The following is a 23,282-nucleotide window of genomic DNA, read 5'->3' as shown; positions in this document are numbered from 1 at the left end:
ACGGAGCCGGACAACCGGCCCAGCTGGCTGCTGAATGTCACGAATGACGCCTGGTTCGGCGACAGTTCCGGTCCCTATCAGCATTTCGAGAGTGCGCGAATGCGGGCGGTCGAAGAGGGAATACCCCTCGTGCGCGCCGCCAACACGGGCATTTCCGGCGTCATCGATCCCTACGGCCGGGTCATCGCCCGCCTCGGCCTCGGCAAGGCCGGGGTCGTCGATTCCCCCTTGCCCCAGCCCATCTCCGGCGCCACGCCGTTTGCGCGCCACGGATACCTGTACATAGGTATTCTCATGGGCCTCGTTCTCGCTCTCGCGTGGAGGTTGTCTCGAACGGCCTAAGCCTTTGTCCAAAAGAGACACGCCTACATACTATAGTATGTCAATTAGCGTTTGACCCGTCTTAGGGTTGTAAGTATATTGCTAATACATCAAGTTTCCCGCCCACCGATAACCTGAGACGGTCGATGATGCCTGCGCGCTTACGAGCTGTCCGAGTGAAGACCGGCAAACCCAATCCCGTCGACATCCATGTTGGCAGCCGCGTGCGGCTCCGCCGAACCATGCTTGGCATGAGCCAAGAGAAGCTCGGGGAGGCGATCGGTCTGACATTCCAACAGGTGCAGAAATATGAGCGCGGCGCCAACCGCATTGGCGCGAGCAGGCTGTTCGAATTGAGCCGCGTGCTCGACGTACCGGTGTCGTTTTTTTTCGACGATATGCCGCTCGATGCGGGTCCGCCGACCGAACACCCCCATGACGGCGAAGACGCCGAGATGGTCGACCTCGATCCGATGGCCAAGCGCGAAACGCTCGAACTGGTGCGGGCCTATTATCGGATCTCGGACTCGAGCGTTCGAAAGAAGGTGTTCGAGCTCGCAAAAGCGCTCGCACGCGCCGGCGACATCGCCTGACACGGCGACGAAATCCGAGTTCAAGCGTGTCGAATGGCCATGGCGGCAAGAAGAGCGCCCGTGCGGCGGCCCTGAAGGCCCTCGGGTCGGGGTCCGCACCGTGGCGCTTGACTGCACCGCTAAAGCTTGCGACAAGACCGCGCCCGCGGGTGGGCTGGCGGCCTCTTGGAAGAGCCGAGCCCGGCACTGGCCTGCGGTCTCCACATATTAAATCCCGGGGAGAACGGCCGTGGTCCTGCGCGATTTTCTTTTTACCAGCGAGTCCGTGTCGGAAGGACATCCGGACAAGGTTTGCGATCGAATCTCCGATGCGGTCGTCGATACGTTTCTTTCGGCCGATCCCTATTCCCGCGTTGCGTGCGAGACGCTGGTCACGACGAATCTCATCGTGCTGGCCGGCGAAGTGCGCGGCCCCGCGAGTATTACGAAGCAGTCCCTCGAGGAAGTCGCACGGCGCTGTGTGAAGGAAATCGGGTACGAGCAATCGGGCTTCCATTGGCGCAAGGCGGACGTGCAAGTACACGTCCACGCCCAGTCGGCCGACATCGCGCAAGGGGTCGACGCCGTTGGCAACAAGGATGAGGGTGCAGGCGACCAAGGTATCATGTTCGGCTATGCATGCCGCGAAACGGACGCGTTGATGCCCGCCCCCATTCACTTCGCCCACTCGATTCTTCGCTCGCTCGCGGAGGCGCGACATTCCGGCGCCGAGCCGAACCTCGGCCCTGACGCCAAGAGCCAGGTGACGCTCGAATACCGCGACGGCAAACCGGCGCGCGCCACATCGATTGTGGTGTCGACTCAGCACGGGGAAAAGATCAATCAAGACGAGGTGCGCGAAATCGTGCGCCCTCACGTCGTGAACGTCCTGCCCCAGGGATGGATGTGCCCGGAGGCGGAGTTCTACGTGAACCCGACCGGCCGTTTCGTCATCGGCGGACCCGATGGCGACGCCGGCTTGACCGGGCGCAAGATAATCGTCGACACCTATGGCGGTGCCGCACCCCATGGGGGGGGCGCATTCTCGGGCAAGGACCCGACGAAGGTCGACCGCTCCGCGGCATACGCCGCGCGCTATCTCGCGAAGAACGTCGTTGCCGCCGGCCTCGCCGAGCAATGCACGATCCAGCTTTCCTATGCTATCGGCGTCGCGAGGCCCCTTTCGGTTTACGTGAATACGAATGGCACCGGCCGCGCGGACGAGGCCAAGATCGTCAAGACGCTTTGCGAGATGGTCGATCTTTCGCCGCGAGGCATTCGGGAACACCTCACCCTCAACAAGCCGATTTACGCACGTACAGCCGCATACGGCCACTTCGGCCGCTCTCCCGAACCCGACGGTGGCTTCTCCTGGGAGAAGACAGATCTCGTCCCCGAGCTCAAGCGCGCCTTCAATCTCAACGGGACGTGATTCGTCACGCCGCGATGGCCTCGCGGATGCACGCTTCGGCGTGGCGATGACATCATCTGTGCGATGAGTGGGGCGGAAAGGTTGCGCCTTTATGGTCGCCGTAAAGGAAAGCGCCTGCGCCGGGGCCAAGAGGGGCTGCTCAAAGACCTTCTGCCGTGCGTCGCGGTCCCTGAGCCCAAGCCGGGCATGGCACTCGATCCCCGGGATCTTTTCAGCCAGCCCCTCGACGAGATCTGGCTCGAAATCGGCTTCGGCGGCGGCGAGCACATGGCGGCACTTGCGAGCGGGAACCCGCGGGTCGGGTTCATAGGTTGCGAGCCATTCATCAACGGTGTCGCCAAGCTGCTCGTCGCAATCGAAACGCAGAATCTCGGGAATGTTCGGGTTTACCCGGGAGACGGCCGCGCCATTCTCGAAGCCCTGCGCCCGGCGTCGATTGCGTGCGTCATCGCGCTTTTTCCCGACCCCTGGCCGAAAGTGAGGCATCACAGGCGCCGCCTGATCCAATCCGAGAGCTTGACGCTGATTGAGAGAGCGCTCGCGGAGGGTGGCGAGCTGCGCCTCGCAACCGACGATCCGGCCCTTGCCGACTGGATGCTCGCGGAAGTCACCACCCATGCCGGCTTTGCCGGACCTGCAGGCGGATCGCGCGGCTATGAAACGCGGCCGGCCGATTGGCCCGCGACCCGGTACGAGGCAAAAGCCCTCGAAAGGGGGGCAAAACCGGTCTATTTGAGCTATCGCCGGTTGCCCGAGCCAATGGCGGCCCTGCGTTCGGCAGCCGCTGGCGCCGGCGCGCCAAGGCCAAAAAAGCCTTGAAGCGCGCGGCTCTATCGCTATATTTCGGGCTGACGCATGGTCCCGTAGGGACTGATCAAGTATCAGACCTGAGCCAAGAGTGGGTCCGAAGCCCACTCTTTTTAATTTGTGGGGCCTGTCGATTTGTGCAGCCGGCTTGGTTGGGGTGCTGGGTGGGGCTGGCGAGCTTCGAACTTGCGAACCGCAACCCGGCGAACCTCAAACGGGCGAACCTCGAAGCGCGGGTGCGGCAATAACCCAGGGAGTCGTCGGCGTTGGCAGGATCGGATCTGCGACAACAGATCGAGCGCCTTATCGCTCCATCGGTCGGGGGGTTGGGGTACGATATCGTACGAGTCCAGATTAGCGGCGGACGCAGGCCCACGCTTCAAATCATGGCGGAGCGAATGGATGGCGTGCCAATGACCGTGGACGACTGTGCCGCGATAAGCCGAACGGCGTCGGCGGTGCTCGACGTGGAAGATCCGCTTGCGGGTTCATACACGCTCGAGGTGAGTTCGCCGGGAATCGATAGGCCCCTGGTGCGGCCCAAGGATTTCGAGCGTTTTGCCGGCCGCGAGGTCAAGGCCGAAACCGGTGCGCCAATCGATGGGCGGCGGCGCTTTCGCGGCAGGCTGCTCGGGATCGATGGTGCAATGGTCCGGATTGCGCTGCCGGAGGGGACGGTGACGCTGCCCTACGACACGATCCACAAGGCTCATTTGGTGATGACGAACGAAATGCTGGCGACCGCGCGCGCCGAACGGCGTGCGGCCAAGGAAGGGCAAGGGTAAAGCGATGGCGACAGTCCAATTGACGGCGACGGCACCGCGCATCGAGCTGCTTCAGGTGGCCGATGTGGTTGCGCGCGAAAAGGGCATCGACCGCGAGGAAGTGCTCGAGGCCATGGAACTCGCCATCCAGAAGGCGGGACGGTCCAAATACGGCCTCGAGCACGATATCCGGGCCTCGATCGACCGCAAGAGCGGCGAGATCAAATTGATGCGCTTTCGCGAGGTGGCCGACCCCGTCGAGAATGAGACGACGCAGATTTCGCCAGCGGAAGCGCAGAAGATCGATCCGAACCTCAAGGTCGGTGAATTCATCACCGATCCCCTCCCGCCGATCGATTTCGGGCGCATCGCCGCCCAGACCGCGAAGCAAGTGATCGTGCAGCGCGTGCGCGAGGCGGAACGCCAACGCCAGTACCGCGAATACAAGGATCGCGTCAGCGAAATCGTCAATGGCCTGGTCAAGCGCGTCGAATTCGGCAATGTGATCGTCGATTTGGGTCGCGCCGAAGCGATCCTGCGCCGCGAGGAAATGATCCCCCGCGAAACCTTCCGCCAAGGCGATCGGGTGCGCGCCTATATCTTCGATGTCCGCGAGGAGCCGCGCGGGCCGCAAATCTTCCTCTCGCGCACACGGCCGGAATTTATGCAGAAGCTCTTCGCACAGGAGGTGCCGGAGATCTACGACGGCATCATCGAAATCAAGTCGGTCGCCCGCGACCCGGGCAGCCGCGCCAAGATCGCGGTAATCTCCAAGGATTCGAGCATCGATCCCGTCGGTGCGTGCGTCGGCATGCGCGGCAGCCGCGTGCAGGCGGTCGTGGCCGAGCTGCAAGGCGAGAAGATCGACATCATTCCCTATTCGGGCGAGCCCGCGACCTTCGTCGTCAACGCGCTGGCCCCCGCCGAGGTCGCCAAGGTGGTGCTCGACGAGGAGGCCGAGCGGATCGAGGTCATCGTGCCCGACGAACAGCTCTCCCTCGCCATCGGTCGGCGCGGGCAGAACGTGCGCCTCGCCTCGCAGCTCACCGGATGGAATATCGATATCCTGACCGAGGACGAGGAGTCCCAGCGCCGCCAGGAGGAATTCCGCTCGCGCTCCCAACTCTTCATCGACGCACTCGACGTCGACGACGTGATTGCGCACTTGCTCGTGACCGAGGGTTTTTCGACCCTCGAGGAGGTCGCCTATGTGCCGCTCGAGGACCTGACCGGAATCGAGGGCTTCGATGAGAGTCTCGCTTCCGAACTCTCGGCGCGCGCACGCGCCTTTCTCGAGGAGCAGGACCGCAAGGCCGAGACGAAGCGGCGCGAGCTTGGCGTCGATGACGCGCTCACGACGATCGAGGGATTGACGCCGCCAATGCTCGTCACCCTCGGCGAAGCGGGAATCAAGTCGCTCGACGACTTGGCCGATCTCGCCTCGGACGAACTGATCGATCCGAACGACGGCATCCTACGCAGCTACGGCCTCGACGCCGAACGGGCGAACGCCATTATCATGGCGGCACGCCAGCACTGGTTCCCGGAAGAAGCGTCGCAGGACGCGGCGGGTGCTGGCGCCAGCCCGCCCGAGAGCCCGTGAGCCGGGCGGGGAACGATGGCGGCGCTCGTGGCGACATCCGCCGGAAGGACAGGCGAGCGTAAGGGCGAGGAGGCATCCCGCCCCTTGCGCCGTTGCGTGGTGACGCGCCGAGTCCTGCCCAAGGAACGGTTGATCAGGTTTGCACTCGACCCCGAAGGCAACGTGGTCGCGGACCTCGAGGGACAACTCCCTGGGCGGGGAATATGGTTGCAGGCGTCCCGGGATGTAGTAGAAACAGCCTGCGCGAAGGGTAGTTTCGCCAAGGCCGCGCGCGCTCCGGTCAAGGTTCCCGAGGGGCTTGCCGATCGGATCGAGGGGCGGCTCAGGCGGCGCTGCCTCGATCTTATCGGGCTGGCGAGACGGGCAGGCCAGCTCGCAGCCGGTTTCGAGCGGGCGGGGGCCTGGTTGCGGCAGGGACGGGCCGGCGCACTCGTCGCGGCCATCGACGGAGCCGAAGGTGGGCGCGGCAAGTTGGCGAATTTGGGCCGGGATGTGGCGCAAATCGAGCTTTTCTCGGCGGCCGAGCTTGGCGCCGCGCTGGGGCGGGATCACGCGGTTCACATCGTGCTTAGCCGCGGCACTCTCGCGCGGCGGCTGGTTTTTGAGAGCTTGCGCCTCTTGGGATTTGCATCCTCCGGGAAGGTAACCCTGCCGCCCGAGGATCACGCGGGAACGGAATGAGGGAAGATCGGACCAAGATGAGTGAAACGCGCGAAAGTGACCGCAACAAGAAGCCGCTCGGGCTGTCGCGCCCGGGCCGCCTCGAGCTCAAGAAGACGGTCGAGACCGGTCAGGTCCGGCAAAGCTTCCCCCACGGTCGCTCGAAGGCGGTCACCGTCGAGGTGAAGCGAAAGCGCACGTTCACCTCGGACGCGGGCGGTCTGCTCCACGAGGTCAAGGCGCCGACGCCGGATCTCGCGGTCGCCCACGCCGAAGCCCTTGCCGAGGATGCGGCCCATGTCGCGCGCTCCCTGACCGACGAGGAAAGGGCGGCACGGGTTCGGGCACTTAAGTCCGCGGTCCAGGCCGATCATGAAGCGCGCAAGCGCCATGAGATCGATGAGCAAATCAAGGCCGAGGAGGAGACTCGCGCGAAGCTCGAAGCGCAAGCGCGCCAGGCCGAGGAAGAGGCGCGCCAGCGCAATGAGGAAGAAGCGCGCCTGAAGGCCGGCGCAGACGCAGAGAGCACGCGCCCGGCGACGCCTGTCGTCCCAATCCAACCCTTGCCCGAGGCGTCGCCCACCGCCAAGCGCCCCGCCCAAGCTACGGCCGCGCGCCCGGCCGTCCTCGTCAAGACGGATGCTAAGGCGGCGGAGGAAGAGGACGAACGTGCGTCCAAGCGGGCGGCCGGTAAAGTCCGCCCGGCCTTAACACCCAAGCGCGTTGAGCCGCGCCGGCGCACGGGCAAACTGACCATTACTCAAGCGCTCGGTGAAAGCGAGGAAGAACGGGTTCGTTCCCTCGCTTCGGTGCGCCGCGCGCGCGAGCGCGAGAAGCAGCGCCTTCGTCAAGCGCAGATGGAAGCCGGGCAGAAGATCGTCCGCGAGGTTGTGCTGCCCGAGATGATCACGGTGCAGGATCTCGCGAACCGTATGGCCGAGCGTGGTGCGGACGTCGTAAAGACGCTCATGAAACTCGGCGTGATGGCGACAATCAACCAAGTCGTCGATGCGGATACCGCCGAGTTGGTGATTGCCGAATTCGGCCACAAGGTCAAACGAGTCGCCGAGTCCGACGTTGAAATCGGCCTCGAAGGCACCGACGACGCGCCGGAGAGCCTCGAGCCACGCCCGCCCGTCGTCACAGTGATGGGTCATGTCGATCACGGCAAGACCTCGTTGCTCGACGCCTTGCGCGCGACCGATGTGGCGGCACACGAGGCAGGCGGCATCACCCAGCACATCGGCGCCTACCAGGTCGCCCTCAGCACCGGGGAGCGTATCACCTTCCTCGACACGCCCGGCCACGAAGCCTTCACGGCCATGCGCGCGCGCGGCGCCAAGGTGACCGACATCGTCATCCTCGTCGTTGCGGCCGATGACGGCGTTCAGCCGCAGACGATCGAGGCGATCAACCACGCGAAGGCCGCGAACGTGCCGATCGTCGTCGCCATCAACAAAATCGACAAACCCGATGCCAATCCGGATCGCGTGCGCAACGATCTCCTTCAGCACGGCATTGTGCTCGAGCAATTCGGTGGCGAAGTGCTGGCGATCGAAGTCTCGGCCACCAAGCACACGAATCTCGACAAGCTCGAGGAAGCGATACTTCTCCAGGCCGAAATTCTCGATCTCAAGGCCAATCCGAACCGGCTTGCGCAGGGTACGGTGGTCGAAGCGAAACTCGAACGCGGCCGTGGTGCAGTGGCGACCGTGCTGGTCCAGCGAGGAACGCTCAAAGTTGGCGACATTTTCATCGCGGGCAGCGAATGGGGACGCGTGCGCGCACTCCTCGACGATCGCGGCCGTCCGATCGAGTCGGCCGGTCCTTCAGCACCGGTCGAGGTTCTCGGCCTCAATGCCGCACCCCTTGCGGGCGATCCGTTCAGCGTCGTCGAAAACGAATCGCGTGCGCGCGAGGTGACGGAATTCCGCCAGCGCAAGCTGCGCGACGTGCGCGTCTCCCGCGGCCAGCGGGGTACGGTCGAGCAAATGTTCTCCAAGATCGCGGCCGGGGAGACCAAGGAGCTGGCGATCGTCGTCAAGGCGGATGTCCAGGGTTCGGTTGAGGCGATCGTCAACGCGATTCAGCGCCTCGCGACCGACGAGGTTTCCGTGCGCGTCCTCCATGGCGGCGTTGGCGGAATCAACGAATCCGACATAGCCCTCGCTGCGGCGTCCCATGCGTTCATCGTCGGCTTTAATGTGCGGGCCAATCCCCAGGCGCGCGAGATCGCCAAGCGCGATGGGCTCGAAATCCGCTATTATTCGATCATTTACGACGTCGTGGACGACGTGAAGAAGATGCTTTCGGGTCTCCTCGCACCCGCCTTGAGAGAGAACCTCTTGGGGCACGCGACGATTCGGGAGGTGTTCACGATCAGCAAGGTCGGCAAGGTTGCCGGCTGCATGGTGACCGAGGGGCTGGTCCGGCGCGGTGCGCGCGTGCGGCTCCTGCGCGACAATGTGGTCATTCACGACGGCAAGCTCAACAGCCTCAAGCGCTTCAAGGAAGAAGTGCGCGAAGTGAAGGAAGGTTACGAGTGCGGCATGTCCTTCGAGAACTATCAGGACATCCAGCAGGGCGACGTCGTGGAGTGCTACGAAGTCGAGGAAGTGGCGCGAGAACTTTAACACCGTCGATAGCGGCCGTAACGGGACTCGGCGGGCGACAGACCATGACGCGACAGCGCCTCAAGCCGCAAAGCCAACGCCAACTTCGCGTGGGCGAGGAGATCCGTCACGGCTTTGCACGCGCCATCGCACACGGCCATTTCCGCGATCCGGACCTCCAGGATGTTGCCGTAACCGTGACCGACGTGCGCGTGAGCCCCGACTTGCGCCACGCGACGATCTTCGTCTTGCCTTTCGGCGGCGGCGATGGCCGCACCCTCGTCAAAGCGCTGAGGCGTGCCGGGTCTTATTTGCGCAGCCTGCTCGCCCATGAAATCGAGCTTCGCTATCTTCCGGACCTCGCCTTCGAACTCGATACGACGTTCGATCAGGCGGCCGAACTCGATCGTCTCCTGCACAGCCCAAGCGTTGTGCGCGATCTTGCGGGCAACGATGCGATTTCGGCGGCCAAAGAGACAAGGTCGGTCAAACCGGATCGCAGCCCGCCCCCCCAAGGTTTGTCGGATCGGCCCGTCTCGGATTCGGGAGATCGACCCGCAATGTCGCCGTCCGGCCGAAAAACCAAATGAGCCGCCGGCGCAAAGGCGAGAAGATCGATGGCTGGCTTGTCATCGACAAACCCGGCGGGTGGACCTCGACCGCCGTCGTAAACCGTGTGAAACGGCTGTTGAATGCCGCGAAAGCAGGCCACGCGGGCACGCTCGATCCGATTGCGACCGGGGTGCTGCCGATCGCACTTGGTGAGGCGACCAAGACGGTCGCCCACGCCGTCGAGGGGACGAAGCGCTATCGCTTCACGGTCCGCTGGGGCGAGCAGCGCGCGACGGACGACATCGAGGGCGAGATTACCGCCGTTTCGATGAAACGGCCGAGCGAGGCCGAGATCAGGGCCGCGTTGCAGCGATTCCTGGGTGAGATCAGCCAGGTTCCGCCGGCCTACTCGGCAATTAAAGTCGCGGGCCATCGCAGCTACGAGCTTGCCCGCGCTGGCGAGACGCCGGAGCATGCAGCTCGGAACGTTCGGATCGACCGGTTCGAGCTGATCGAGCTTGTCGATCGCGACCATGCGAGCTTCGAAGTGACCTGCGGCAAAGGCGCCTATATGCGCGGCCTCGCCCGGGATCTAGCTTTGGCATTAGGCACTTGCGGTCACATTTCGAGCCTCCGGCGACTCTCAGTCGGCCGATTCGACGAAGCCGGCGCGATTTCCCTGGATAAACTCGAATCGCTCGGGCATATTGCCGCCGCACTTGAGCACCTGTTACCGGTCGAGACCGCGCTGGACGACATCCCGGCCCTGGCCCTGACCGAAATCGAGGCGAAGCTCATAAAGAGCGGTCGCCCCGTTCAGGTGCTCCGCACCGCCGACAAGGCGCTGATCGACGGAATGGCCGAAGGCGAGGTGGTTTGTGCGATGACGGGCGGAAGGCCGGTCGCACTCACCCGGATCGGCCACACACCCGTGTTGCAGCTCCATCCGGTGCGCGTGCTCAACGTTTAATGGCCAACCCTTGGGAGTATGCGATGTCGATTACGGCAGAACGCAAGCGCGAGCTCATCGGCGAGTTCGCCAACGACGAAGGCGATACCGGCTCGCCCGAAGTGCAGGTTGCAATTCTGAGCGAGCGAATCAAGAACCTGACCGAGCACTTGAACACCCATAAGAAGGATTTCCACTCGCGCCGAGGCCTTCTCATGATGGTCGGTCAGCGCCGACGCCTGCTCGACTATCTCAAGCGTAAGAACAGCGCTCGATACGATGAGGTCGTAAAACGCCTCGGACTGCGTCGCTAGACGCGGCGGGTGCCGCATGCGGGGAAGTGCCGGAAAATCAATCTGGCGTTTTGGAATGGCGTTCCCTCGCCAGGTGCGCGACGGGGAAAGGTGCGCCTTTGGCGCGCGGGCGCATCGACGCGTCGAGTGGGATCGTGTGAGTCCGACCCGACAGCACCTTACCTTTACCGCCCTTCCCCGCGAGGGGAGGGAAATTTAGTTCGCCGCTTCGAGTGCCCATGCCTTCCCTCGAATGGGGGGACGGGCAGCGAGTTGAGATCGAGTGCAGTCATTTAAAACGGGATCGCGAAAAGGCGCTCCACAGCGCCGACTTCATTGGATGTGTCGTTTTGGATCCGGCATAGGGCCGGATAGCGGAAGGATGGGAAAGATGTTTCAAGTTTATCGGAAGGAAATCGTTTGGGGCGGGCGCAAGCTCGTGTTCGAAACCGGCAAGGTCGCGCGCCAAGCCGACGGCGCAATCGTAGCAACCTATGGCGAGACGACGATCCTCGCGACAGCCGTGGCGCAGCGCGCGGCGAAGCCCGGTGTCGATTTCTTCCCCCTGACGGTCAACTATCAGGAAAAGACATTCGCCGCCGGAAAGATTCCCGGCGGATTCTTCAAGCGCGAAGGCCGGCCAAGCGAGAAAGAGGTTCTCACCTCGCGGCTCATCGATCGACCGATCCGACCGCTCTTCGCGAAGGGCTTCGTCAACGAAACCCAAGTCATTTGCACGACAATGAGCCACGACATGGAGAACGATCCCGACATCGTCGCGATCATAGGCGCTTCCGCGGCCCTGACGATCTCCGGCATCCCCTTCATGGGACCGATCGGGGCTGCGAGGGTCGGACGCATCGACGGCGAGTTCGTGCTCAATCCGCAGATGGACGAGATGGCGAACTCGGATCTCGATCTCGTGGTTGCGGGAACGGCCGATGGGGTGCTCATGGTGGAGTCGGAAGCGAAGGAGCTTCCCGAGGACGTCATGCTCAAGGCCGTCATGATCGGTCACGCCGGCTATCAGCCGGTGATCCAAGCGATCATCGAGCTTGCCGAAGCGTGCGCCAAGGACCCTTGGCCGCTTCCGAGCGAGCCCGAGGACGCCGAGCGCGCTGCGGCTCATTTGCGGGAGACGGCCGAAGCACCTTTGCGCCTCGCCTACCGCGAAACGGTCAAGCAAGCTCGCGTGGAGGCCGTCGCGAGCGTCAAGGCGGCGGCCGTTGCGAAGCTGGTCGAGGAAGGCTTCGACGAGGGGCTCGTCAATTCCCTGTTGAAGCCGCTCGAGAAAGACATCGTCCGCGGCAATATCCTGAACACGGGCATGCGGATCGACGGGCGAGACACCAAAACGGTCCGCCCGATCGTCTGCGAGGTGGGTGTCCTGCCGCGCGCACACGGCTCGGCCCTCTTCACTCGCGGCGAGACCCAGGCCTTCGTCACCACAACGCTCGGCACCGGTCAGGATGAGCAGATCATCGACGCCCTCGAAGGCGAATATCGCGAGCACTTTCTGCTCCACTACAATTTCCCACCCTATTCGGTGGGCGAAGTCGGCCGAATGGGCTCGCCCGGGCGGCGTGAAATCGGCCACGGCAAGCTCGCCTGGCGCGCGATCCATCCGCTCCTTCCACAGAAGGATAGCTTCCCCTACACAATTCGGGTCGTGTCCGAGGTCACCGAATCGAATGGCTCGTCCTCGATGGCGACGGTGTGCGGGTCGTCCTTGGCGCTCATGGATGGTGGCGTGCCGCTCAAGACTCCGGTGGCGGGCATCGCGATGGGCCTCATCAAGGAAGAGTCTGGCGTTGCGGTCCTTTCCGACATCCTGGGCGATGAGGATCATCTCGGCGACATGGACTTCAAGGTCGCGGGCACGGCCGAAGGTGTGACGTCGCTTCAGATGGACATCAAGATCACCTCGATCACCGAGGAAATCATGCGCACAGCACTCAACCAGGCGCGCGAGGGACGCCTGCATATACTGGGCGAGATGTCGAAGGCGATCCAGGGCAGCCGCGAGGGGGTCAGCCGGCATGCGCCGCGCATCACGACCTTCACGATTCCGAAGGATAAGATCCGCGAAGTGATCGGCACCGGCGGCAAGGTGATCCGCGAGATCGTGGAAGTCACCGGCGCCAAGATCGACATCGAGGACGATGGCACAATCAAGGTGGCCGCCGTCGACGAGGGTGCGAGCCAGGCCGCGATCGACTGGATCCGCAACATCGTCGCCGAACCGGAGGTCGGCGTCATCTATCGCGGCAAGGTCGTGAAGCTCGTTGACTTCGGCGCGTTCGTGAATTTTCTCGGCAGCCGCGACGGTCTCGTGCACGTCTCCGAGATGGCGCCCCACCGGGTCAAGACCCCCGCCGACGTGTGCAAGGTCGGCGATCAGGTCTACGTCAAAGTGCTCGGCATCGATGAGCGGGGAAAAGTGCGCCTCTCCATGAAAGCGGTTGACCAGAAGACCGGCAAGGAGGCGACGGCCGAGAGTGGCGGGCGCGAAGCGGGTAGCGCCGATTGACGCAACACCCCTGCGGGGATTGAGAACGAGGCGGCCGGGCGACACTCGGCCGCTCTTCGTCCATTTCGGTCGGATTTGACGATGACGATGCCGGCTTTCGCTCTTCCCAAGGTCATCGGCCATCGCGGGGCGGCATTGCGGGCGCCCGAAAACACCCTCGCCGGCTTCACGAAGGCAGCGGCGTTGGGCGTTACCTGGGTCGAGTTCGACGTCCGCCTGAGCCTCGAAGGCAGGGCCGTCGTTTTTCACGACGATACCCTCGAGCGCCTCTCGGATGGTTCCGGCAAGGTCGGGGCGACGCCGTTGGACGACCTTCTTGCGCGCGATGTGGGTGCGCGTTTCGATCCCGCCTACAAAGGCGAGCGAATCCCGACGCTTGAAGAAACACTATTGCACCTGCGTAAGCTCCGCCTTGCCTTCAACCTCGAAATGAAGGCCGAGGGTGGCCGCGAGGAAGCGCTTTCGGAGGCGACGGCCCGTGCACTCGAGGCCGTTTGGCCACGCGAGGCGCCAGTACCTCTCTTGTCGAGCTTCCAAACCGAGGCATTGGCTGCCTTTGCCCGTCGCGCGCCAAGCATCCCGCGCGGCTATCTCGTCGAGGCGCTCGGCCGGAATTGGCGTGACGACGCGCTGAGGCTCGGTGCCTCGGCGGTCGTATGCAACCACCGGCGGCTCGCGCAAGCGGACGCGCGCGCGGTCAAAGCCGCAGGCTATTGGCTCGCGACTTATACGGTGAACCGTCCCGACCGTGCGGAGCAGCTTTTCGCCTGGGGTGTCGATGCCGTGATCAGCGATGCGCCGGACGCGATCGTGGGGATTCTAAGGTGACGGATGGCCCGGAAAGACCGATGCCCGCCCGGGCGAATGCCTTGACCATCACGGATTTAGCTTCATATCGGGGCGAAATGACACTATATCGTCATATCGTTTGCCGCGACCGATTCCGCCCTGGTCTAGCAGGCCGCGGGTGGGGGATGGCGGCGCATCTGGCGGGCAGGGCGTGAAAGCTCTCGACTCAATTCTCATCTCCGGCCGAGAGGTGCTGCCGATCTTCGAGGGCGGCAAGGGCATCTCCATATCCAACGGCGAAAGCTCGGGCGCTTGGGCGGCGTCAGGGGGTGTCGGCACCTTTTCGGGCGTGAATGCCGATTCCTACGATGAGGGCGGCAACCTGATCTCGCAACTTTATTTCGGCCGCACCCGGCGTGAGCGCCACGAGGAACTGATCGCCTACGCAATCAAGGGTGCCGTGCACCAGGCCAAGGTCGCCTACGAGAACGCGAAGGGCCAGGGCCGCATTCATATGAATATCCTTTGGGAGATGGCCGCGGCCGAGACAATCCTCCACAGCGTGCTCGAACGTGCGAAGGGCCTTATCAATGGCGTCACCTGCGGTGCCGGCATGCCATACCGCATCGCAGAAATCTCGGCCAAATACGGCGTCCATTATTACCCGATCGTGTCGTCGGCGCGGGCGTTTCGGGCCCTCTGGAAGCGGGCCTACCACAAGTTCCAGGAGTGGCTGGGCGGCGTGGTTTACGAGGACCCGTGGCTTGCGGGCGGGCATAACGGCTTGTCGAATGCCGAGGATCCGACGAAGCCGGAGTCGCCATTCCCACGTGTGAAGGCGCTGCGCGACATGATGAACGAAGCGGGTCTCCAAATGACTCCGATCGTCATGGCAGGCGGGGTGTGGTTCCTGCGCGAATGGGAAGATTGGCTCGGCAATCCGGAACTCGGCCCCATATGCTTCCAATTCGGCACACGCCCGCTTCTCACCAAGGAAAGCCCGATCTCGGATGCGTGGAAGCGGAAGCTTCTCCACCTCAAGTCGGGGGATGTGCTGCTCCATCGCTTCAGCCCGACGGGCTTTTATTCTTCCGCCGTGAAGAATCATTTCCTCGAGGAACTTTATGCGCGCTCGAGCCGGCAGGTCGCCTTCACGATGGACCCCGTCGGCGAGCACGACACACCCTTCGGCGTCGGCCCGCGTGGCCGGACGGTTTATTTGACCGCGGTCGACAAGTCGCGTGCCGACGCATGGGTCGCCGCGGGCTTTGGCGAGGCGCTCAAGACCCCCGATTCCACGCTCATCTTCGTCGACTCGGCAAAGGCGATCGAGATTCGCACCGACCAGATCAATTGCATGGGCTGCCTTTCGGCATGCTCTTTCTCGAACTGGTCCCAGGCCGAGCCCCACAGCACGGGCCGCAAGGCCGATCCGCGCTCGTTCTGCATCCAAAAGACGCTCCAAAACATAAGCCACGGCGACGATATCGAGCGGCAGCTGATGTTTGCCGGCCACAACGCCTATCGATTTGCCGAAGATCCGTTCTACGAAAACGGCTTCATTCCGACCGTCAGGCAGCTCGTCGAGCGCATTGCCACGGGCAACTGAAGGTGGGGAGCATCCGAACAGGACTCCGGGACTGGATTTCTTCCAAAAAATCAGGCATGGTCTTGATGAAACGTGATTTTGTGATTTTGAGCGGGACGACTTTGCGCCGGTTTGCAGACGGTTGACCATCAAATCGAAGGGAAGCGAGTCCAAATGAACGAGATGTCCGGTGCGCGCCAATTCTCCCACGTCCTCGAACGGCTGCGCGGTGCTGGCTTGCGGCCGACGCGCCAGCGCCTAGCACTTGCGCGTCTTCTCTTCGAACAGGGCGACAGGCATTTGAGTGCCGAACAACTTCATGCGGAAGCGGCAGCGGCCCATATCCAGGTCTCGCTTGCGACGGTCTATAACACCTTGCACCAATTCACCGAAGCAGGACTGTTGCGCGAAGTCGTCGTGGAGCCGGCCCGCTCCTATTTCGACACAAACACCTCGGATCACCACCACTTTTATCACGAAGGAACCGGACGGCTACAGGACATCCCGGGGGCCGAGCTGAATGTCGCCGAGCTGCCAGAGCCGCCGCGAGGAACTTCAGTCACGCGGGTTGACGTGATCGTTCGTGTGCGCAACTCCGACTAATTTTTCAAATATATTTCAGCCTGTTGATATATATCCTAGATTAATTCTAAACTATTGACACAGCCCTTCAGTTGGAACATATAAGGCGCGTCGGCGTCCTCGCCGGCCCTTTTCCGTCACCCGTAAGCAACGGAGGATGCGATGGCATCGCTCAAAGGAACCAAGACCGAAGAAAATCTCAAGTCCGCATTCGCCGGCGAATCGCAGGCCAATCGACGCTATCTCTATTTCGCCCAAAAAGCGGACGTGGAAGGCTACAACGACGTGGCAGCCGTGTTCCGCTCGACCGCAGAGGGCGAGACCGGCCATGCTCACGGGCATCTCGAGTTTCTCGAGGCGGTCGGCGACCCCGCAACCGGTAAGCCGATCGGCAAGACCTCGCTGAACCTTTCGGCGGCGATCGCCGGGGAAACCCACGAGTACACCGACATGTACCCGGGAATGGCGCGCACGGCCCGTCAAGAAGGCTTCGACGAGATCGCAGATTGGTTCGAAACGCTCGCCAAAGCCGAGCGTTCCCATGCCGGTCGTTTCCAAAAGGCGCTCGAAGAGATCAAATAGTCAGACTTACCCGACGCTTCATTCGTTCGAGCCTGGCCTGCTCCGGCGGGGTGTGGGCGGAGGGGACCGTTCGGTTCCCCCCTCAGCCTCGCCGTGGCAGGACCGGCGCGGCGGGATGCCGCGAATAAGGGGACTTGACCGATGAGAGAAGGTAGCCTCGAGGCACCGACGCGACATCCGCTTTCCTGGCAGGACCCGGATTTCTACAACGCCGAGAAACTCGAAGCGGAGATGCGACGCGTCTTCGACATCTGTCATGGCTGCCGGCGTTGCTTCAATCTTTGCGACTCCTTTCCCCGGCTCTTCGATCTGGTCGACGCCTCAAAAACCGGCGAGGTCGACGGCGTTGCGAGCGCTGACTTCAAGTCAGTCGTCGACGCCTGCACATTATGTGACATGTGCTTCATGACGAAGTGTCCCTATGTTCCGCCGCACCAATTCAACCTCGATTTTCCGCACCTCATGCTGCGCTATCGCGCGCTCGAAGCGAAGCAGGGCCGCGTGCCGTTGGCCGATCGCGCGCTCGCGGAGACCGACCGCAACGGCAAACTCGCCAGCAAGGTAGCCCCACTCGCGAATTGGGCGATCAACAGAAACCACAAACTGCCCCGTTCCGTCATCGAGCGGGTAGCATCGCTTCATCGCGAAGCGGAACTGCCGAGTTACGCCGGTAAGACCTTCGTCGCGCGCACGAGGGAAAGCGCACCTGCCATCGATAAATCCGCTCCCGCCCACGGCCGCAAGGTCGTGCTCTACGCGACGTGCTTTGTGAACTACCACGATCCAGCGGTCGGCGTCGCCGCGCGCGCCGTCCTCGCAAAGAACGGCATTGAAACCGAAGTCGTCTATCCCCGATGCTGCGGCATGCCCCTTCTCGAGCAAGGTCGGATCGAGGAGGTGGCCGAGAATGCCAAGGCCGTGGCCGGCGAACTCAAGGAATGGATCGAGCGGGGCTACGATGTGGTGGCTCTCGTTCCGTCCTGCGTCCTCATGTTCAAGTTCGAGTGGCCGCTTATTCTGCCGGACAATCCCGACGTGAAGCGGCTCGCGGGTGCGACGTACGATATGAGCGAATACATCGTCGACATCGCCAAGAACGAGGGGCTTGCGCAGGGTTTGCGCCCGCTCGCGGGTGGCGTTGCGGTCCATATCTCGTGCCACTCGCGAGCACAGAACATGGGCCAAAAGGCGAGCGAAATGCTGGGTCTCCTCCCCGAGACCGAGATCCAGGTGGTCGAGCGCTGCTCGGGGCATGGCGGAGCGTGGGGCTTCAAGAAGGACCATTTCGAGACAGCCCTCAAAGTCGGGCGGCCGACCGCGCGCCAAGTAGGCGAAAGCGGCAAAGCCTTCATCGCGTCCGAATGCCCGCTTGCCGGTGCCCACATCGTGCAAGGGGTCGAGAAGCTCGCAAAGGAGAGTCCCCGGCCGACCCTGGTGACGCATCCGGTCCAGCTCCTCGCTCGCGCCTACGGGCTTGGCGATTGATGTAGCGACTGTCCATGGAGCAAGGCATGGCGAACAAGCACGCGCTCGTACCCGGCGACATCATGGCAATGGGAGACTATGCCACGATCCGCATTGAACAGCGCCGGAAGATGGCCGAATTAAAGCGCCGCCGCCGTGTCGAAGTCGGGCCATTCGTGACGTTCTATTTCGAATGCTACGCCACCATGTGGCATCAGGTGCACGAAATGGTTTACATCGAAAAAGGGGGTGCTGAGCAGGTTGCGGGGGAAATTGACGCCTACAATCCGCTCATTCCCGACGGCCACGAGCTGACCGCCACCTTCATGATCGAAATCGACGATGACCTCAGGCGCAAGCAGGTGCTCGGCCGCCTAGGCGGCATCGAGGAGCGAGCGTTCCTGAGTTTCGCCGGCGAGACCGTGCGGGCGACGGCCGAGGCGGATCAGGATCGCACGACCGCGGAGGGCAAGGCATCTTCCGTGCAGTTCGTCCATTTCCCCTTCACGCCCGGAAAGATTGCGAAATTCGCCGCATCCGGAACGCAAATCGTCATCGGTTTCGATCATCCAAACTACGGGCACATGGCCGTGATGCCGGAAGCGGTACGTGCCGAGCTTGCTAAGGATTTCGATTAGCGTGGCAAACCCCCCGTGCGGTGGAGGAGCGCTGAACCGCGTGGATGCCTGGGTCTGACCCCCGGATCGATGTCCGGGGGCGGGTATGACGAAGGGAGAGGCCCGGGGCTGTCCGATTTGGATTCTGGCGCACCGGGCTCTGCGCAAAACACCCCATAACCGTCATGCCCGGGCTTGACCCGGGCATCCACACGAACGGCGAAGTCCGCAATTATTTGTCGGACGTAAAGTCGGACTCGCCACACGCGTCATTCGACGGTTTCGTTCGGATAAACGCCCCAGAACTCGGTGCGCCTGAGCCAGCCGCGCAACCCGTTGACCTCGACCCGGCACCAATCCTTTTCGCATTGAAGGAGCTGGCCGATCACGTCGGGCTCGGCCCGGGCGACGGGTCGTGCTGAATCCCGCGCTTCCTCGCGAAGCGTGCGCACGGCACCCGTCACGATGATGCTGCGCCGGCTCGACAGTAGCGCCTGGTTCACCCACCCTTCGGTACCCTGGATGTCGCGCACCTTGCGCCAGTTGTTCTTTTCCTGAACGATTTCGACGGGCATCCCCTTGCGTTCGAGCACCCATTCGATCGGGTAGCTCACGTCCGGTCCCGAGCGCACATTCACCTTGTCGGAGCGGAGCGAGACGAATCGCGGCACGGGCGACGCGGTCTCAGCCCCTTGGGCCAGAACCGGCGCCAGAAAAGCCAGCACAAGCGGAATTGCGACGATGCGTCGCACGGCGCGAATGGTTTCGAAACATTTGGGGAAATAGGGCATGGCGTCAGGCGTCGATCCCGGCTCAGCCACTTCTCTTTAACGGCGGTTGATCGCCTCGGTCAAGGGACGCCGCGAATAAGGACGATTTTCCAGCACCGACGATCGCAGCCCGCGCGCGCGGGCCAAACGGCTGGACAGGAGTCCTGGGGATTGCTATGCCCACGTCATCGGCCGCATCCGGGGGTACGGTCATGGCAAAACAAAAGCCGCTCGTCGTCGTCACGCGAAAGCTGCCGGACGTGATCGAGACGCGCATGATGGAGCTTTTCGACACCCGTCTCAACCGTGACGACCGTCCGCTCGCCCACGCCGATCTCGTGGCGGCCGTAAAGACGGCCGACGTACTGGTCCCGACCGTGACCGACCGCATCGATAAAAGTGTGCTTGCCCAGGTGGGGGAGCGATTGAAGCTGATCGCCTCCTTCGGCACCGGTGTCGACCACATCGATCTCGGCACGGCGCGCCAGCGCGGCATCACCGTCACGAACACGCCGGGCGTTCTCACCGAGGATACGGCCGACATGACCATGGCGCTCATCCTTGCGGTGGCGCGGCGGATCACCGAGGGCGAGCGGCTCCTGCGCTCGGGCGATTGGGAAGGTTGGGGTCCCACCTTCATGCTCGGCCACCGAATTTGGGGCAAACGCCTCGGCATCGTGGGCATGGGCCGCATCGGCTCGGCCCTCGCACGTCGCGCGCGCGGCTTCGGGCTCTCGGTGCATTATCACAACCGGCGCAGGGCGCACCCGGAACTGGAAACGCAGCTCGAGGCGACCTACTGGGAAAGCCTCGACCAGATGCTCGCCCATGTCGACATCATCTCGGTCAACTGCCCGCACACGCCGGCGACGTACCATCTTCTCTCGGCCCGTCGGCTCAAGCTCGTTCGGCCCCACGCCTATATCGTCAACACTTCCCGCGGCGAGGTCATCGACGAGAATGCGTTGGCCCGCCTGTTGAGCACGAAGGAGATCGCGGGTGCGGGCCTCGATGTTTTCGAGCACGAGCCCGCGGTCAACCCGAAGCTTCTCGAAATCTCCAATGTCGTGCTGTTGCCGCACATGGGCTCCGCCACCATCGAGGGCCGCATCGATATGGGCGAGAAAGTGATCATAAACATCAAGACCTTCGTCGACGGTCACGCCCCGCCCGATCGGGTCCTCGAGACGATGTTCTGAACGCACCCTCGTGTGGCGAAGGCGAAATTCGCCACACTAGGCGGAGCGGTGAGGGATGGGGCGTTCGATGGTCGGATTGGTCCCGCAAAGGGCGCAGCCTTCGTCACGATTGATCTTGATCTTGCGGAACGTCGTCGAAAGGCCGTCATAGATCAAAAGACGCCCCGAAAGGCTCTCCCCGAGCCCCAGTAGTTCCTTGAGCACTTCCGTCGCCTGAAGCGAGCCAATCACGCCGGCAATGGCGCCGAGGATGCCGGCTTCCTCGCAGCGCGGGATCAGGTCGGCGGGCGGAAGGCTTGGAAACAAGCACCGATAGCAGGGATTATCGCCTTCGAGGTAGGCCTTGAAGGTCGAGACCTGGCCGTCGAAGCGCAGGAGTGCCGCCGACACGAGTGGGATTCGTGCGAAATAGCAGGCATCGTTCAAGAGATAGCGCGTCTTGAAGTTGTCGCTGCCGTCGACGACAAGGTGGTAGCCGGCGAGGAGGGCATCGACGCTTTCGGCGTCGAGGCGCAGATTATGCCGCACGAGGCGAACGTCCGGATTGAGATTATTGAGCGTGGCGGCGGCGCTCTCGACCTTCGGCTGTCCCAGGCGATCGCTCGCATGAACGATCTGGCGCTGCAAATTGGTGAGGTCGACCGTGTCGTCGTCGACGATTCCAAGGGTGCCGACGCCAGCCGCCGCGAGATAGAGCAGCACCGGCGCGCCGAGCCCGCCGGCCCCCACGACCAGCACCTTGGAGGCGAGCAGCTTTTCCTGACCGTCCTCGCCGACCTCGTCGAGGATGATGTTGCGCGCATAGCGCTCGAGCTGCCGGTCTGAAATCGTCACCGAAGTCCCTCGAAAAGGGCCGTCGAGAGGTAACGCTCGGCAAAGGACGGAATGATCACGACGATGCGCTTGCCCGCCATCGCCATCCTGCTACCCACCTCGAGCGCCGCAGCAAGTGCCGCCCCTGACGAAATTCCGACCGGCAATCCGTCGAGTTTCGCCGCCTTGCGCGCGGTTTGGAACGCTGTATCGTTGCCGATCCGGATTACCTCGTCGATCAATTTGACATCGAGGATTTCGGGAACGAACCCCGCTCCGATGCCCTGAATCTTGTGCGGTCCGGGCAATCCGCCGGAGAGCACGGCACTATCCTCGGGTTCGACGGCCACGATCTTGAGGTTCGGCAAGCGAGGCTTCAGCACTTGGCCGACACCGGTGACGGTCCCGCCGGTACCCACGGCGGAAACGAAAACGTCGAGATTTCCACCCGTGTCGTGCCAGATTTCCTCGGCGGTCGTCGCACGGTGGATTTCGGGATTGGCCGGATTGTTGAATTGCTGGAGCATGACCGCGTCGCCGATCTCGGCGACGATCTTCTCCGCCCGCGCAATCGCCCCGTGCATGCCCTCGCCCGCCGGCGTAAGTTCGGTTTCGGCACCGAGTAGAAGCAGCATCTTGCGCCGCTCGATCGACATGCTCTCCGGCATGGTCAGAATGAGGCGTCGGCCCTTGGCGGCGCATACGAAGGCGAGCGCGATGCCGGTGTTGCCCGAGGTGGGTTCGACGATGACCGTCTTCGGCCCAAGCTTGCCGTCACGTTCCGCGGCCTCGATCATGGCGAGTCCGATGCGATCCTTGACCGAGGCGAGGGGATTGAAGAATTCGAGCTTCGCGAGAATTTCCGCCTTGCATCCGGCCTCCGCCGCCAGGCGTTGCACGCGAACGAGTGGGGTGGCGCCGATCGTCGCGAGAATGCTGTCGTAAATTCGACCGCGAAAGCCCGCACTTTCCGTTACGGCTCGATTCATGGCGTTCGTCCTAGATGCGTCGCAACGTCAGATCACGAAATCCAGTCTCTGGAAGGCTTCGCTCTTCAAGTTCGCTTGATGCGCGCGCAAGCAAAGATCCTCGATCGTCAGCGCGTCGAGCCGCGCCATCACCTCATTCTGCAAATCCTGCCAAAGCGGCCTGACCACCTTCCGGCCAAGCTCGGAGCCGGCGGGGTTTTCGATCGGGTCGTCGGCACCCTCCATTGCGCGCACGATGCGGACGATCTCCCCAACCGTGATCTTGCGCCGCTCGCGCGATAAGCGGTATCCGCCGCGCGGGCCTCGCACGCCCGTTAGGATGCCGGCGCGGACGAGCTGCTGCAGGACTTGCTCCAAATAGCGGCGCGGAATTCCTTGGCGACGCGTGATTTCACCGGATTGCACGGGCTCGCTGCCGGCGTTATAGGCGATGTCGAGCACGGCCTCGATCGCGAAGATGAGTTTTTTCGAGAGGCGCAGCATTCGCTTCAGTCGCCTCCCGCTCTGCTCGCCACGGCGCGAGCCGGTGCCACACCCGGCTCCGGGCCGGCCTCGCCCGTCGAACCGAAGCCGCCACCACCACGCGCGGTTTCAGGCAGCGTCGCGACCTCCTCGAGGCTGGCTTGCGCCACGCGCGCGACGACAAGCTGTGCTATGCGCATGCCGCGCGTCACCGTGAATCGATGCTCGCCAAGATTCACCAGAACGACGCCGATCTCGCCCCGATAGTCGCTGTCGACCGTACCGGGCGCGTTGAGGACGGTCAGGCCATGCTTGATGGCAAGACCCGAGCG

24 protein-coding genes are annotated in these 23,282 nt (G+C 63.1%); 19 read left to right on the top strand and 5 right to left on the bottom strand.

The features are described from left to right. From VEJ16_00505 to VEJ16_00420, 18 genes are all read left to right on the top strand, one after another. On the top strand, positions 1–342 hold a 342-nt coding region (locus VEJ16_00505), incomplete at its 5' end, for a nitrilase-related carbon-nitrogen hydrolase (GenBank protein HYB08134.1). Positions 343–467: 125 nt separating this feature from the next. Further along, complete coding sequence (locus tag VEJ16_00500) at positions 468–914, top strand: helix-turn-helix transcriptional regulator (GenBank protein HYB08133.1); 447 nt, start codon at positions 468–470, stop codon at positions 912–914. 229 nt (positions 915–1,143) lie between these two features. Next, positions 1,144–2,325 (top strand): methionine adenosyltransferase, encoded by a 1,182-nt coding sequence (gene metK, locus VEJ16_00495; GenBank protein HYB08132.1) that lies wholly within the window; start codon positions 1,144–1,146, stop codon positions 2,323–2,325. 81 nt (positions 2,326–2,406) lie between these two features. After that, positions 2,407–3,144 (top strand): tRNA (guanine(46)-N(7))-methyltransferase TrmB, encoded by a 738-nt coding sequence (locus tag VEJ16_00490; GenBank protein ID HYB08131.1) that lies wholly within the window; start codon positions 2,407–2,409, stop codon positions 3,142–3,144. 254 nt (positions 3,145–3,398) lie between these two features. Beyond that, positions 3,399–3,917: a ribosome maturation factor RimP gene (rimP, locus tag VEJ16_00485; protein ID HYB08130.1), complete on the top strand. Its 519-nt coding sequence runs from the start codon at positions 3,399–3,401 to the stop codon at positions 3,915–3,917. Between the two features lie 4 nt (positions 3,918–3,921). Continuing rightward, positions 3,922–5,499 (top strand): transcription termination factor NusA, encoded by a 1,578-nt coding sequence (nusA, locus tag VEJ16_00480; GenBank protein HYB08129.1) that lies wholly within the window; start codon positions 3,922–3,924, stop codon positions 5,497–5,499. A 15-nt stretch (positions 5,500–5,514) separates the two neighbouring features. Further along, positions 5,515–6,180, top strand: coding sequence for an RNA-binding protein (locus VEJ16_00475; protein ID HYB08128.1), 666 nt, complete (start codon positions 5,515–5,517; stop codon positions 6,178–6,180). A gap of 17 nt (positions 6,181–6,197) precedes the next feature. Then, positions 6,198–8,792 carry a translation initiation factor IF-2 gene (gene infB / locus VEJ16_00470; GenBank protein ID HYB08127.1) on the top strand — a complete coding sequence of 865 codons (2,595 nt, stop codon included), beginning with the start codon at positions 6,198–6,200 and terminating at the stop codon, positions 8,790–8,792. 44 nt (positions 8,793–8,836) lie between these two features. Beyond that, complete coding sequence (gene rbfA, locus VEJ16_00465; protein ID HYB08126.1) at positions 8,837–9,361, top strand: 30S ribosome-binding factor RbfA; 525 nt, start codon at positions 8,837–8,839, stop codon at positions 9,359–9,361. Continuing rightward, a complete protein-coding gene (truB, locus tag VEJ16_00460; protein ID HYB08125.1) occupies positions 9,358–10,293 on the top strand; it encodes a tRNA pseudouridine(55) synthase TruB in 936 nt (311 codons plus the stop codon). The genes rbfA and truB overlap by 4 nt, the downstream gene beginning before the upstream one ends. A gap of 23 nt (positions 10,294–10,316) precedes the next feature. Next, positions 10,317–10,586, top strand: coding sequence for a 30S ribosomal protein S15 (gene rpsO / locus VEJ16_00455; GenBank protein HYB08124.1), 270 nt, complete (start codon positions 10,317–10,319; stop codon positions 10,584–10,586). A gap of 370 nt (positions 10,587–10,956) precedes the next feature. Continuing rightward, entirely contained in the window at positions 10,957–13,095 is a 2,139-nt protein-coding gene (pnp, locus tag VEJ16_00450; GenBank protein ID HYB08123.1) for a polyribonucleotide nucleotidyltransferase, read from the top strand. Between the two features lie 81 nt (positions 13,096–13,176). Beyond that, positions 13,177–13,923: a glycerophosphodiester phosphodiesterase family protein gene (locus tag VEJ16_00445; GenBank protein HYB08122.1), complete on the top strand. Its 747-nt coding sequence runs from the start codon at positions 13,177–13,179 to the stop codon at positions 13,921–13,923. Between the two features lie 172 nt (positions 13,924–14,095). Continuing rightward, positions 14,096–15,493 carry a nitronate monooxygenase gene (locus VEJ16_00440; GenBank protein HYB08121.1) on the top strand — a complete coding sequence of 466 codons (1,398 nt, stop codon included), beginning with the start codon at positions 14,096–14,098 and terminating at the stop codon, positions 15,491–15,493. A gap of 162 nt (positions 15,494–15,655) precedes the next feature. After that, positions 15,656–16,075: a Fur family transcriptional regulator gene (locus VEJ16_00435; GenBank protein ID HYB08120.1), complete on the top strand. Its 420-nt coding sequence runs from the start codon at positions 15,656–15,658 to the stop codon at positions 16,073–16,075. 141 nt (positions 16,076–16,216) lie between these two features. Continuing rightward, on the top strand, positions 16,217–16,636 hold the full coding sequence (locus tag VEJ16_00430) for a rubrerythrin family protein (GenBank protein HYB08119.1): 420 nt from the start codon (positions 16,217–16,219) through the stop codon (positions 16,634–16,636). 141 nt (positions 16,637–16,777) lie between these two features. After that, positions 16,778–18,121 (top strand): heterodisulfide reductase-related iron-sulfur binding cluster, encoded by a 1,344-nt coding sequence (locus tag VEJ16_00425; protein HYB08118.1) that lies wholly within the window; start codon positions 16,778–16,780, stop codon positions 18,119–18,121. A gap of 26 nt (positions 18,122–18,147) precedes the next feature. Continuing rightward, the gene (locus VEJ16_00420) at positions 18,148–18,738 is read left to right on the top strand and encodes a DUF3501 family protein (protein ID HYB08117.1); all 591 of its coding nucleotides are present in this window, start codon (positions 18,148–18,150) and stop codon (positions 18,736–18,738) included. A gap of 248 nt (positions 18,739–18,986) precedes the next feature. Here the strand turns inward: VEJ16_00420 and VEJ16_00415 are convergent, their stop codons facing one another. Continuing rightward, positions 18,987–19,508, bottom strand: a complete 522-nt coding sequence (locus VEJ16_00415) for an SH3 domain-containing protein (protein ID HYB08116.1) — start codon at positions 19,506–19,508, stop codon at positions 18,987–18,989. A 191-nt stretch (positions 19,509–19,699) separates the two neighbouring features. Between VEJ16_00415 and VEJ16_00410 the strand changes: the two genes are divergently transcribed. After that, positions 19,700–20,686 (top strand): D-glycerate dehydrogenase, encoded by a 987-nt coding sequence (locus VEJ16_00410; protein ID HYB08115.1) that lies wholly within the window; start codon positions 19,700–19,702, stop codon positions 20,684–20,686. A gap of 36 nt (positions 20,687–20,722) precedes the next feature. Here VEJ16_00410 and moeB read toward each other — a convergent pair whose 3' ends face one another. From moeB to dut, 4 genes are all read right to left on the bottom strand, one after another. Next, positions 20,723–21,520, bottom strand: a complete 798-nt coding sequence (gene moeB / locus VEJ16_00405) for a molybdopterin-synthase adenylyltransferase MoeB (GenBank protein ID HYB08114.1) — start codon at positions 21,518–21,520, stop codon at positions 20,723–20,725. Continuing rightward, positions 21,517–22,488, bottom strand: coding sequence for a cysteine synthase A (gene cysK / locus VEJ16_00400; protein HYB08113.1), 972 nt, complete (start codon positions 22,486–22,488; stop codon positions 21,517–21,519). The genes moeB and cysK overlap by 4 nt, the downstream gene beginning before the upstream one ends. A gap of 27 nt (positions 22,489–22,515) precedes the next feature. Next, positions 22,516–22,971, bottom strand: a complete 456-nt coding sequence (locus tag VEJ16_00395) for an Rrf2 family transcriptional regulator (protein ID HYB08112.1) — start codon at positions 22,969–22,971, stop codon at positions 22,516–22,518. A gap of 5 nt (positions 22,972–22,976) precedes the next feature. After that, positions 22,977–23,282 (bottom strand): dUTP diphosphatase (gene dut, locus VEJ16_00390; protein ID HYB08111.1); only part of this gene is annotated, 306 nt, incomplete at its 5' end.

It is taken from the genome of Alphaproteobacteria bacterium (assembly GCA_035625915.1).
GTDB lineage: Bacteria > Pseudomonadota > Alphaproteobacteria > JACZXZ01 > JACZXZ01 > DATDHA01.
This window is presented reverse-complemented; position numbering and strand designations above follow the sequence as displayed.